Genomic DNA, 12,493 nt, shown 5'->3' with positions numbered 1-12,493 from the left:
GGGAGCACCTGGACAAACAGGGGAAACACCATGACCACCCAAATAGGTTTGCCCGTCTGGCAACAGGACTATCTGGGCACCGCTTTCGAGGTCTTGGAACTGGAGCTCTCACCGGATGAAGAGGGACCGGTTTGCGCCACCCTGATACGGCACGTCCGGCCCGAGGCCGCGCTGCCGGTACCCCACGGCCTCCTGGATTCGTTGACTGCCTTCACCAGGCGCCGACGCCGGCGCGATGTTCCCGTCACCGAGGGTCCACCGAGAGGGGTGCTGTACCTGCACGGCTGGGCCGATTACTTTATGCAGACGGAACTGGCCGAATTCCTCGCAGCTTCCGGGTTCCACTTCTACGCCCTTGACATGCGTAAGTTCGGGCGGAGCCTGCGCCCCGGCCAGACTCCCGGGTACACCACGGACCTGTCCGTCTACGACGAAGACCTTGACGCCGCACTGCTTTCCATCCGGCAGGATATCGCCGAACGAACCGGCAGCGCGGAGCCGCCCACGGTTCATCTGCTGGCGCACTCTTTGGGAGGCCTCGTTGCAGCACTCTGGGCGGACCGGAACCCCGGACGCATCGCTACTTTGACGTTGAACTCGCCATGGCTGGAACTCCAAGGCAGCAGCCTGATCCGCAGCATCGCGATGCACGTGGTGGAGCCGTTTGCGCGCACCGACCCCAAACGGCCGTTCCGATTCCCCGAGATGCCGGCCTACTGGGAAAGCGTGAGCAACCTGGCCCACGGGGAATGGACCTGGATCCCGAGTGGCGGCCCAAGGCTTCTTTCCCGATTCGCGCGGGATGGACGAAGGCAGTCTTGGCCGGGCACGCCGCCGTCGAACGTAAACTCAATATCGACGCTCCGGTGCTGGTGCTGCTCTCGGGCCGCACCCGCATCCAGGCTGACTGGAGCGCGGAACTCATGCGCGTCGACGCGGTGATTGACGTCGAGCAAACAGCCCGCCGAGCGCTGGGCCTCGGCCGCCGGACAGCGGTATTCCGCTATCCCGGCGCCCTCCACGACGTCTTCTTATCCCGACGCACAGTCCGCCAGCAGGCCTACCGGGATGTCGCTATCTGGCTGGCTTCCTATCCGGACTGACTGCGTCCTTCCAGCACACCTGTGCTGGTTGAAATGCATGCGGTCAGCGAGGCGTAGCGGCGTCCACTGCGCCGCCGTAGCGGCGGTCCCGTTTGGCATAGATCTCGACGGCGTCCCACAAAGTCCTGCGATCGACGTCGGGCCACAGCGTGTCCAGGAACACGAACTCCGCGTAGGCAGATTGCCACAACAGGAAGTTCGAAAGCCTCTGCTCGCCGGAGCTGCGAAGGAACAGGTCCACATCCGGAAGGTCCGGTTCATCCAGGTACTTCTGGATGGTTTTCTCGCTCACCGAGCTGGGTTGCAAGAGGCCATCGGCAACATCCCGGGCAATCGCCGCAACGGCGTCGGCGATTTCGGCGCGCCCACCGTAGTTAACACACATGGTCAAAGTGCACGTGTCGTTGCCGCGGGTGTACTCCTCGGCATCCTCAAGTTCCTTGATAACTGAACCCCACAGTCTGGGCCGCCGTCCGGCCCAGCGTATCCGCACTCCCCATTCGTCTAGCTGGTTGCGCTGCCTACGTAGCACATCCTTGTTAAATCCCATGAGGAAGCGAACTTCTTCGGGAGAACGACGCCAGTTTTCGGTGGAGAATGCGTAGACACTCACGTATTTGATGCCGAGCTCGATCGCACCGGCCATGACGTCCAACAGTGCAGGCTCGCCGGCCTTGTGTCCCTCGATGCGCGGAAGGCCACGCTGGTTCGCCCAGCGGCCGTTGCCGTCCATGACGATGGCCACATGCCGCGGTACTAGTGCTGCAGGGATAGCCGGAGAGCACTGGCGCCCGAGGGATGGTGGTAGGGGGCCACCACCGGGGTGGTCCGTGCCGTTGCCGTCTTCTTTTTTCCCAGTGCCACTTTCAGCTTCGCTCCACATGTTTGAGGGACTTCAATGCTCGTTCAAGGTGCCATTGCAGATAACTCGCTACCAATCCGGCGGCCTCACGGCGATGCAAGGACTCGGACACATCCGCCGTGGCCCAATCCCCCGTCAGCAGCGCGCCCAACAGCACCACGGTCTCGGCGGCGGGCGCGGGGGAACCCGGCGGACGGCAGTAATTGCAGATCATTCCGCCCAAGGGGGCCGCAAAAGCAGTGTGTGGCCCGGCCGCTCCGCAGCGGGCACAATCCGTGAAACTGGGCGCCCAACCGCCGGTGGCCAAGGCCCGCAGGAGATAGGAGTCCAGAATGAGTTCCGGCGGGTGGTCGGAACGGCTCAACGCGGCAAGGGCCCCGACTAGCAAGTTGTACTGGGCAGTGCCCGAATCGGCGTCGGCGTCTGTGAGCTTTTCTGCCGTTTCCGTCATGGCGGCAGCCACGGTGTACCGGGAGTAGTCGGCCGCGATGGAGCTGCCGTAGGCTCCCTTGGCGACAGCCTGGGTGACGATGTCCAGGGTCCGGCCGGAAACCAGTTGCAGGTCTGCCACCATGAAGGGCTCAAGCCGGGCGCCGAACCGGCTGCTGGTCCGCCGCACGCCTTTGGCCACGGCCCTGACCTGGCCATGGTGCTTCGTCAGCAAAGTGATGATGCGGTCCGCTTCCCCCAGTTTGTGGGTGCGCAGCACTACGGCATCGTCCCGATAGGACCGCGCTGCAAACGAAGGATTGGCCACAGTTAATCTTCCCACCACACCGGACGTACTTGGGGCCGGTGGAGCCGTGCGGCGCCGTGTTGACGGACACCGCACGGCAAAGGCTATGCCCGAACGGCCCTGATGGCGCGGTTGACTGCAGAGATGACTGCCTTGAGGGCAGCAGTGCTCGTGTTGGGATCGATGCCTACGCCCCACAAGACCCGCTCGCCCACGGCGCATTCGACATATGCCGCCGCGGTGGCGCTCCCACCTTCGGAGAGAGCATGTTCGGTGTAGTCCAGGACGCGGACGTCCACGCCGTCTTGACGCAAGATGTCCAGTATGGCCGCGATGGGGCCGTTGCCTGTGCCGGTACGCTGAACAATTGTGCCGTCTACGCGCAGGGCTGCATGGAGGGTAAGGTCTCCGGATTCATCGGTTTCGGTGCGGATGGAACCCAGCGAATACCGTCCCCACTGGCCGTCGGAGGTGCTGGCCGGCAAGTACTCGTCTTGGAACATCGCCCACAACTGGGGTCCACTGACTTCGCCACCCACAGTATCGGTACGGTGCTGGATCACGCCGGAGAATTCGATCTGGGCCCGGCGAGGCAGATCCAGGCTGTGTTCGTTCTTGAGCAGGTACGCCACGCCGCCCTTGCCGGACTGGGAGTTGACGCGGATGACTGCCTCGTAACTGCGGCCCAGGTCCTTGGGGTCGATCGGCAGGTACGGAACCTGCCACGTGAAGTCGTCGACGGCCTGGCCCGCGGCGGCCGCATCCTTTTCGAGGGCTTCGAAACCCTTCTTGATGGCGTCCTGGTGCGAGCCCGAAAATGCCGTGAAAAGCCAGGTCGCCACCGTACGGGGAACGCTCGGGCACAGGCAGCTGGTTGCAATACTCAACAGTCCTGCGGACCTCGTCGATGTCCGAGAAGTCAATCATCGGATCGACGCCCTGCACGAACATGTTCAGGCCAAGGGTGACGAGGTCCACGTTGCCGGTCCGCTCGCCGTTGCCGAACAAGCAGCCTTCGATGCGGTCGGCGCCGGCGAGGTAGCCCAGCTCTGCCGCGGCTACGCCGGTGCCTCGATCGTTGTGCGGGTGCAGGGAGATGATGATGCCGTCACGGGGATGGAGATTCCGGTGCATCCATTCGATCGAGTCGGCATAGACATTGGGCGTGGCCATTTCCACGGTGGCTGGCAGGTTGATGATGACCTGCTTGTCCGCTGAGGCCTCGAAAACATCGGCAATTGCATTGCAGACGCGCGCAGCGTACTCCAGCTCGGTTCCGGTAAAGGATTCCGGCGAGTACTCGTAGGTGATGTGGGTGTCCTCGAGGGTTTCTTCGTACTTCTTGCACAAACGGGCACCTTGGAGGGCGATATCGAGGATGCCGTCCTCGTCACTGGTTGAAGACGACGCGACGCTGGAGCACCGAGGTGGAGTTGTAGAGGTGGACGATGGCCTGTTTCGCACCTCCAGGGACTCATACGTACGCTCGATCAAGTGTTCGCGCGCTTGGGTCAGGGACCTGGATGGAAACGTCATCCGGAATGTGGCCGCCTTCGATGAGCTGGCGCACGAAATCGAAGTCTGTCTGGGAAGCAGACGGGAAGCCGACTTCGATTTCCTTGTAGCCCATGTTGACCAGGAGCTGGAACATCTTCAGCTTGCGGGCCGGGCTCATGGGGTCGATCAGGGCTTGGTTGCCGTCACGCAAGTCCACGGCGCACCAGCGCGGAGCCTTCGTGATGACCTTGTCAGGCCAGGTGCGGTCCGGCAGCTCGACATTGATCTGGTCCTGGAAAGGCAGGTACCGATGAATGGGCATTCCGGAGGGCTTTTGTGCGTTGCGCATGACTTGGGGCCTTTTCTCTTAATCTTTGATGGAAGATTGGCCGGGCATAGCTAACTCCGCAGCGAGGGTTGGCCTAGCGAATGATCGCCTACGAGGCCCCGCCGCGGCAGCTAAGGAGAAGCATTCCTGCACGCACCATTTCACAGTAACACGGGTGCGTATGATGACAATGAAATACCAGAAGCAACGTCCACTATGCAGACGCGCGAACGGTGGCGAACCGAATGCACTGCGTCGTCCGAAGGAGTTCCTATGCCACAGTCGGGGATCACACTGTCCAATATCGATGAAAGCGTCAGGCCACAGGACGACCTCTACCAGCACGTGAACGGTGCATGGCTGAAGGCCACGGTCATCCCGGATGATCGCCCGCTCGAAGGAACATTCACTGCGCTACGCGATGGGGCCGAACTGGCGGTCAAAGCGATCATCGAAGAAGCCGCCGCAAAGGGCGAGGAAGCCAGCGGGATCGAACGCAAAGTGGGCGAGCTGTACAACAGCTTCATGGACCAGGACGCTGCCGAGGCCAAGGGAATGGATCCCGTCCGCGCCCGGATCGGTGAAGTCTTCGCCACTGCTTCGCCAGCTGAAGTCGTGGCACTGACGGGTCGGCTTTTCCGTTCCGATGTTTCCGGCCTCTTCTCCATCTACCCCGCGCCAGACGCCGGCAATCCGGACAGAGTCCTGCTGTACATCGGCCAAGGCGGCCTGGGCCTTCCGGATGAGTCCTACTACCGGGATGAAAAGTTCGAGCCGATCGTGACCGCGTACGTCAAATACGTCGCCGGCCTGTTCGGCCTGGCAGGTGTCCCCGACGCCGATGCAGCGGCCAGGCGCGTCGTCACGCTTGAAAAGGCCCTCGCCGCCCACCACTGGGACAACGTCACCCTTCGCAATCCCCAGAAGACGTACAACCTGAAAACTGCGGACGAAGGACGTGAGCTCTTCCCCTACTTGGATGCGTGGTTCGATTCAGCCCGGATCGAAGGGGACAAATACACCGAACTGGTGGTCAGCACCCCTGACTTCTTTGCCGGCGCTGCCGCCTTGGTGGAATCCGAACCCCTTGCCACGTGGCAGGAGTGGCTTGCCCTGCGCGTGCTGAATGCGGCCGCCCCTTATTTGTCCTCGGCTTTCGTCGACGCAAACTTCGACTTCTACGGCACAACCTTGAGCGGTACGCCGCAAAACAAGGTCCGCTGGAAGCGGGGCGTCGCCGTCGTCGAAGCCGCCCTCGGTGAGGCTGTCGGTCAGATCTATGTGGAGCGCCACTTCCCCGAGGGCTACAAGGCCAGAATGCAGACCCTGGTTGCCAACCTGATCGAGGCTTATCGTCAGAGCATTACTGATCTCGCCTGGATGGGCGAGGAGACCAAGGCGGAAGCGCTGAAGAAGCTCGGGGCGTTCCGGCCCAAGATTGGTTTCCCGGACGAGTGGATTGATTATTCCGCAGTCGTTATCGACCCTACCGATCTGTTGGGGAATGTCGAACGCGCGCACGACGCCGACGTCGACCGCCACCTCGATGAAATCGGCAAGCCGGTGGATCTGAACAAGTGGCTTATGACCCCGCAGACCGTCAACGCGTACTATCACCCGTTGCTGAACGAGATAGTTTTCCCGGCAGCGATCCTGCAGCCACCGTTCTTTACGGCTGAGGCCGACGACGCCGTCAACTACGGCGGCATCGGTGCCATCATCGGCCACGAGATCGGCCACGGCTTCGACGATCAAGGCTCTCAGTTTGACGGTAGCGGCACACTACGGAATTGGTGGAGCGAGGATGACCGCACGGCCTTCGAAGGATTGACCGCCAAGCTGGTCGCACAATTCGACGCGCTCGCTCCGCTGGCTGCTCCCGAGCACAAGGTCAACGGGAAACTCACCTTGGGGGAAAACATCGGCGGCCTGGGTGGCTTGACGATTGCCTACAAGGCTTACCTCCTGAGCCTGGACGGTGCGGAACCGCCCGTTTTGGAGGGCCTGTCCGGCCAGCAACGCTTCTTCATGTCCTGGGCAGCAGGCTGGCGTCAGGTCATACGTTCCGAGGAAGCCATCCGGCGCCTCGCCACGGACCCGCACTCCCCCAATGAGTTCCGCACGAATGCCGTCGCCAAGAACCTCGACTCCTTCCATGACGCGTTTGCCGTTGAAGCCGGAGACGGAATGTGGTTGTCTCCGGAAGACCGCGTCAGCATCTGGTAGAGCCACATAACAAGACACCCGGCACTACAACCAGAAGGAGCGGTGGGCATGCGGCCACCGCTCCTTCGCTGAGTTTACTGGTGGTAGTTGCTAGCGCGTGATGTTGACAGGATTGACCGTTTGGCACTTCACGGCGCCTGCCGCCGTCTGTTTGACGACGTCGGGCGGAACCGAAGCGACGCCGTATTTGGCCCCGGACGCGAAGTCGCTGCCCACGTACACCTGGACTCCGACAACACCGGGCGACAGTTCGATTTGCGAGGCGGGGATCCCAGGAGATTCGCGACGTCCGGGGCGACGTCGGCATAGCCGGTCCCGTAGTAGACAACTGTCTTGGCCACGGGCGCGGCAAGGAAGTGCCCTGCCTTCGTGAAACCGCCGCCGATCAATGCGGTAGCGAGCTTCCTGGGCTCGGGATGTCACGCCAGAACCGTCGGCAACAGTCACGGGCTGAAGGGCCTTGTTATAGGCCGGCGCAGCAGGGGCGCTTGGGGCGGCAGGTGAAGGGCTTGTTGATGGCGCCGCCGAAGCGCTGGCAGACGGCGTGGCCGTTGCCCCTGGGTTGGTCAGGTTCAGGTTCGCCCGCATTGCGGAGAACAGTTGTTCGGCCTGCGGCTGAACCAATTCAAGCCTGTTGGGATCGACGGCGGCCGGCTGGGTGGGAACCGAGACGAACGCTACATTGGACAAGTCCACATCCTTGAGCCGGCTTCCGATGGTCAGGAGCGACGGGACCGACGCCAAGCCGCTGTCCACGGTGAGATTCTTGGTCACGACGTCGGCAATGGAAAGCAGGCTCTGCGGATTGCTGAGCGTGCCATCGGACTTGATCTTGCGTGTCAGCGAGGAAAGGAAGCCCTGCTGCGCCTGGATGCGTCCAAGGTCGCTCCCGTCGCCAAAACCATGGCGGGTCCTCAGGAAGGCCAATGCCTGCTCTCCTTGGATATTCGACGTTCCTTTGGGGAGCCGGAGCCCGGAATCGGGGTCGTAAACCGGGTCGCTCACGCATACTTCGACGCCACCCACAGCCTGGGATAGTTCCTTGACGGCGTTGAAATCAGCCATCATGAAGTGGTCGATCTGGAGGCCCGTGAGCTGATTCACGGTGTCCACCGCGCAACCGATACCCGCTTCTGCCATGGCCGAGTTGATCATGACGTTGGTATGGGGTTGATATGTGGTGTTGGTTTTGGGATCAGTGCATTTCGGCACGTTCACCAGGAGATCCCTGGGGAAACTGGTGAGGCTCACCCTCTTGTTGTCCGCGGAAATGTCCAGCAACATCATGACATCCGACTGGCCGTAGCCCGTGGAGTCCTGGGTGGAACCGTATTGCGAGTTTTTCCCATCCCGCGTGTCGGAGCCGAGGATGAGGATCTGCAAACGGTCGGTGGCATCGTTGACCGCAGCTTCGGTCCGTGGAGCGCCCGCCGTCAAAGGTGCCGTGGTGATGTTCGACTGCAAGCGGATAACCCAGTACGCGGCAAACGCGATACCGCCGACCAACAACACAGAAACGGTCACAGCTGTGATCTTCAGCCAGAGCGGGAGCCCCTTCAGAGCATTCATGTGGCGGGGGGTGCCGGGGCCTTCCCCGTGGCGTGCAGTACCGCGTCCACCAATGGCGCCGGGCTCCTGGACGCGTGCATCGCGACGTCGCACTGCTCGCTCAACCTTTCCTCGGAAAATGGGATTCGGACCATCTTATGGGCCGAAACTGGGAGAAACCCCAGCGACTAGAACCCCAGCTTCACGAGTTGTTTTGGATCGCGTTGCCAGTCCTTGGCCACCTTGACGTGCAGGTCGAGGTAAATCGCTGGTTCCCAAAAGCGCCTCGATGCCTTTGCGGGCGTTGGTTCCGACTTCCCGCAGACGGCTTCCAGCCTTTCCGATGATGATGGCTTTCTGGGATGGGCGCTCAACGTAGAGATTGACCCGCACATCAAGGAGGGGGTTGTCCTCCGAGCGGCCTTCGCGCGGCACGATTTCTTCGACGACCACGGCCAAGGAGTGCGGGAGCTCATCCCGAACTCCTTCGAGGGCTGCCTCCCGGATGAGTTCGGCAACCATGACTGCCTCGGGTTCGTCCGTGAGTTCGCCGTCAGGGTAAAGCGGAGGCGAGGAGGGCATGTGCCCAATGAGGACGTCAGCAACGGTATCGACCTGGAAGCCGTCCGCTGCGGAGACCGGAACGATGTCCGCCCAGCCTTGTTCGCCGAGCACCTCGCGGCCCAGCGCTGCCACCGCGAGGAGCTGCTCGGTCAGGGCCTGACGGTCCACGAGATCGGTCTTGGTGACAAGCGCGATGATGGGCTTGCGTCCGACGGCAGCCAGCTGGGCTGCGATGTACTTGTCGCCTGGGCCGATTTTCTCGTTGGCGGGCAAGCAAAAACCAATGGCGTCCACTTCTGAGAGTGTGTCCGCCACGAGATCGTTGAGCCGCTTGCCGAGCAGGGTGCGGGGACGGTGCAAACCGGGTGTGTCCACGAGGATGAGCTGGGCGTCTTCGCGATGGACGATGCCGCGGATGGTATGCCTGGTGGTCTGCGGCTTTGCTGAGGTGATGGCCACCTTCTGGCCAACCAACGCGTTCGTGAGGGTCGACTTGCCGGCATTCGGGCGCCCGACAAGAACCGAGAATCCCGCGTGGAAGCCGCCGAAGTCCTGATCGGCGTCGAACTTCTTATTGTGCTTGCTCACGTGGAACTCCCTGTTGCGTTGTATCGGCTTCGTCGAGAAGGTCTTCAAGGTCAGTGTCTTCTTTTGGAATGGCTGCCGCAATGATATGGCTGACCCGGTTTCGCCGGCCTTCCAGCCTATCGGCTTTCAAAGAGATCCCGTCCACTACTACCGCGCTGCCCACAATCGGCACTTTGCCCAGGGCCTTTGCCAGGAGGCCACCGACGGTGTCCACCTCGTCGTCGTCGAGGTCAATGTCGAAGAGTTCGCCGAGATCGTCAATGCTCATCCGGGAACTGACACGGTACGTTCCGTCACCGAGGTCAGTGACCTCGGCGCCGGTGGAATCGTACTCGTCCACGATTTCACCCACGATTTCTTCGATGAGGTCTTCCAGCGTCACCAGTCCTGCCGTGCCGCCGTACTCGTCGATGACAATTGCCACGTGGGTGGACTCCTGCTGAAGCTCGCTGAGGAGATCGCTGACAGGCTTGGACTCCGGAACGAACCGGGCCTCGCGGGCAATGGAATCCACGTCCTGGCGTACCGCAGGCTGCTCAGGCCGGTGCAATGCGGCAGCAACGTCCTTCAAGTAGAGAATGCCGCGAATCTGGTCCGCGTTCTCGCCGATAACGGGAATCCTTGAGTAGCCGGAGTGCAGGAACAGGGCCATGGCCTGATCCAGGCTGGACCCGGACTCGATGCTCACAATGTCGGTTCGCGGGACCATCACCGAGCGGACCAGGGTGTCACCGAAGTCGAAGACCGACTGGATGAGTTCGGCCTCGCTGTCCTCGATCATGTCCGATTCCGTGGCCCTGTCGACGAGTTCACGGAATTCTTCCTCGCTGAAGAAAGCCTCATCGCCGCTCGGCGCACCGGGTGCCACCGTGCTGCCGATCGCCACGAGCCAGCCGGGAATAGGACCGAGGATCCAGCACAGGAACCTGATGAGCGGGGCCGAGTAGCGAACCACGGCGCCGGAGTGGGCGCGACCAAGTTGGCGCGGCGAGACACCCACCAAAACGAAACCAATCACCGCCATGATGCCCGTTGCCGCCAGACCGGCAAGCCAGACGTTCTCGAGGAGGCTGTGCATGACGACGGCGACGGCCACCGCCGCCGCCATCTCGAACCAGACCCGCCAGAACCGCAGCGCCCGGATGTGCGCGAGGGGCTGGGCGAGAATACTGCGAAGCGAATTTCCCCGGCTCCTGCCGATGGCTTGCTCCGCGTCGTGCCGCGGCAGGAAGGTGAAGGCAGCTTCAGCCGCGGTCAGCAGGGCGACGAAACTGAGGAACACCAACGCCATCCCGACCAGGATGAGTGAGGTCACTGCATGGTCTCCATGGGGGCGTCCTTGCCAAGGAACGCGGACAGCAGCTCACGCTGCAGGCCGAACATCTCTGCTTTTTCCTCGGGCTCGGCGTGGTCGAAGCCGAGCAGGTGAAGGATTCCGTGCGTGCACAGCAGGAGCATTTCATCCTGCGTGGTGTGCCCGGCGTTGCGTGCCTGGACTTCGGCCACCTGCGGGCAGATGGCGATGTCCCCCAGCATTCCCTGCGGTGTCGGCTTGCCCGGTGTTCCCGGAGTCAGCTCATCCATGGGAACGGACAGCACGTCGGTGGCGCCCGGTTCGTCCATGAGCTCGATGTGAAGTTTTTCCATGGCCGGTTCATCGGCAGGAGGACGGAAAGTTCGGCCTGGGGATGGATGTAGAGCCGCTCAAAGATGAATCGCGAAAGCGTCACCAATTGCGCCTCGTCCACCTGGATGCCGGACTCGTTGTTGACTTCGATGCTCATCTGCGTTCTCCCCGTTTGTCGTGCGCGGGTGCGTTCTCCGCACGAACCCGATGCTTTTCATCCCATGTGCTGTAGGCGGACACAATGTCGGCGACCAGCCGGTGCCTGACGACGTCGGATGCGTCCAACATCGTAAAGTTCACGTCGTCGATCCCGCTGAGAATCTCCTGGACGATACGCAGCCCTGAGGTTGCGCCAAAGGGCAGGTCCACCTGGGTGATATCCCCCGTGACAACCATTTTCGAACCGAATCCCAGCCGGGTCAGGAACATCTTCATCTGTTCCGCCGTGGTGTTCTGAGCCTCATCAAGGATGATGAACGCATCGTTGAGCGTGCGTCCGCGCATATACGCAAGGGGAGCTACCTCGATGGTCCCCGCGGCCATGAGGCGCGGGATGGACTCCGGATCCATCATGTCGTGCAAGGCGTCATACAAGGGACGAAGATACGGATCGATTTTGTCGCTCAACGTTCCAGGCAGGAAACCGAGGCGCTCCCCGGCCTCGACGGCGGGCCTGGTGAGGATGATCCGGCTGACTTCCTTGAGCTGCAATGCCTGAACGGCTTTGGCCATCGCGAGGTACGTTTTGCCTGTACCTGCCGGGCCAATCCCGAAGATCACCGTGTTGTCGTCAATGGCATCAACGTAGTTCTTCTGGTTCAGCGTTTTCGGGCGAATGGTGCGGCCGCGGCTGGAAAGAATGTTGTGGGTCAGGATTTCCACGGGGTTTTGCAAGGACTGGCTGCGCAGCAAAGAAACGAGCTGTTGGAGCACGTCCGGCGTGATAACCGTCCCCTTGCCGACCAAGCCGCGCACCTCTTCCAAGAGTCGCATGATCCTCGGAACGTCGTTGGACGGTCCGCTGAACGAGAGCTCGTTGCCACGGACGTGGAAGTCGACGCCGGGGAACTGGGCTTCGATATACCGCAGCGCCTCGTCATGGCTGCCAAGGGTCTGAACCATCTGATCAGAGTTCTCGAAGACGACAACTTCGGTCCGTGCGCCCGGAACAGAGTGTGGAAACTCGGCCGGACCTGTGTCAACGCTGCCGGCCCTGGGCCGCCCGTTCAGTGATTCAGTCATAGTGCTGGCCTCTCGGCCTGTGCTCCTCCGGGTTGGTCATGTCCATCGATTTGCTCCGACGTCCGTTCGCTGGATGGGCGCAGGATCGCGGGCCTCGGATTGCTTCCAATCCTACGCCAGCCAGTCTCCAGGGTGGTTCCGGACCGCGTGCGAACAGACTCATGGAAGCCGA

8 protein-coding genes and 5 pseudogenes are annotated in these 12,493 nt (G+C 61.9%); 3 read left to right on the top strand and 10 right to left on the bottom strand.

What is annotated here, in order from left to right; translation table 11 throughout:
• Positions 1–30 precede the first annotated feature (30 nt).
• Together ACF0H6_RS01935 and ACF0H6_RS01930 are read left to right on the top strand one after the other, a co-directional pair.
• Positions 31–942: an alpha/beta hydrolase gene (locus ACF0H6_RS01935; RefSeq protein WP_395248243.1), complete on the top strand. Its 912-nt coding sequence runs from the start codon at positions 31–33 to the stop codon at positions 940–942.
• Entirely contained in the window at positions 924–1,103 is a 180-nt protein-coding gene (locus tag ACF0H6_RS01930) for a hypothetical protein (RefSeq protein ID WP_395248242.1), read from the top strand. Before ACF0H6_RS01935 ends, ACF0H6_RS01930 begins: the two co-directional genes overlap by 19 nt.
• A gap of 43 nt (positions 1,104–1,146) precedes the next feature.
• Here the strand turns inward: ACF0H6_RS01930 and ACF0H6_RS01925 are convergent.
• The 5 genes and pseudogenes from ACF0H6_RS01925 to ACF0H6_RS01905 all read right to left on the bottom strand — a co-directional run bounded on the left by ACF0H6_RS01925 (position 1,147) and on the right by ACF0H6_RS01905 (position 4,547).
• A pseudogene (locus tag ACF0H6_RS01925) lies at positions 1,147–1,967 on the bottom strand (isoprenyl transferase).
• 2 nt (positions 1,968–1,969) lie between these two features.
• Positions 1,970–2,722, bottom strand: a complete 753-nt coding sequence (recO, locus tag ACF0H6_RS01920) for a DNA repair protein RecO (RefSeq protein ID WP_395248241.1) — start codon at positions 2,720–2,722, stop codon at positions 1,970–1,972.
• Between the two features lie 83 nt (positions 2,723–2,805).
• A complete protein-coding gene (locus ACF0H6_RS01915) occupies positions 2,806–3,543 on the bottom strand; it encodes an alpha-isopropylmalate synthase regulatory domain-containing protein (protein ID WP_395248240.1) in 738 nt (245 codons plus the stop codon).
• A gap of 103 nt (positions 3,544–3,646) precedes the next feature.
• A pseudogene (locus ACF0H6_RS01910) lies at positions 3,647–4,237 on the bottom strand (2-isopropylmalate synthase); the annotation flags it as partial.
• Positions 4,176–4,547, bottom strand: coding sequence for a hypothetical protein (locus ACF0H6_RS01905; RefSeq protein WP_395248239.1), 372 nt, complete (start codon positions 4,545–4,547; stop codon positions 4,176–4,178). The gene ACF0H6_RS01905 and the pseudogene ACF0H6_RS01910, both read right to left, overlap by 62 nt.
• A 252-nt stretch (positions 4,548–4,799) precedes the next feature.
• Here ACF0H6_RS01905 and ACF0H6_RS01900 point away from each other — a divergent pair, with 252 nt between their 5' ends.
• Positions 4,800–6,752 (top strand): M13 family metallopeptidase, encoded by a 1,953-nt coding sequence (locus ACF0H6_RS01900; protein ID WP_395248238.1) that lies wholly within the window; start codon positions 4,800–4,802, stop codon positions 6,750–6,752.
• A 90-nt stretch (positions 6,753–6,842) separates the two neighbouring features.
• Here the strand turns inward: ACF0H6_RS01900 and ACF0H6_RS01895 are convergent.
• The 5 genes and pseudogenes from ACF0H6_RS01895 to ACF0H6_RS01875 form a co-directional block, all read right to left on the bottom strand.
• Positions 6,843–8,414 (bottom strand): annotated as a pseudogene (locus ACF0H6_RS01895) (LCP family protein).
• 74 nt (positions 8,415–8,488) lie between these two features.
• Positions 8,489–9,452 (bottom strand): annotated as a pseudogene (era, locus tag ACF0H6_RS01890) (GTPase Era).
• Positions 9,436–10,767, bottom strand: a complete 1,332-nt coding sequence (locus ACF0H6_RS01885; RefSeq protein ID WP_395248237.1) for a hemolysin family protein — start codon at positions 10,765–10,767, stop codon at positions 9,436–9,438. Before ACF0H6_RS01885 ends, era begins: the two are co-directional and overlap by 17 nt.
• Positions 10,764–11,236, bottom strand: a pseudogene (gene ybeY, locus ACF0H6_RS01880) (rRNA maturation RNase YbeY). The gene ACF0H6_RS01885 and the pseudogene ybeY overlap by 4 nt, the downstream one beginning before the upstream one ends.
• On the bottom strand, positions 11,233–12,321 hold the full coding sequence (locus ACF0H6_RS01875; protein WP_395248236.1) for a PhoH family protein: 1,089 nt from the start codon (positions 12,319–12,321) through the stop codon (positions 11,233–11,235). The pseudogene ybeY and the gene ACF0H6_RS01875 overlap by 4 nt, the downstream one beginning before the upstream one ends.
• Positions 12,322–12,493 lie beyond the last annotated feature (172 nt).

This window comes from Arthrobacter sp. NA-172, assembly GCF_043952055.1.
Taxonomy (GTDB): Bacteria; Actinomycetota; Actinomycetes; order Actinomycetales; family Micrococcaceae; genus Arthrobacter.
The sequence above is the reverse complement of the archived record's forward strand: the minus strand, read 5'-3'. Positions and strand labels throughout refer to the sequence as shown.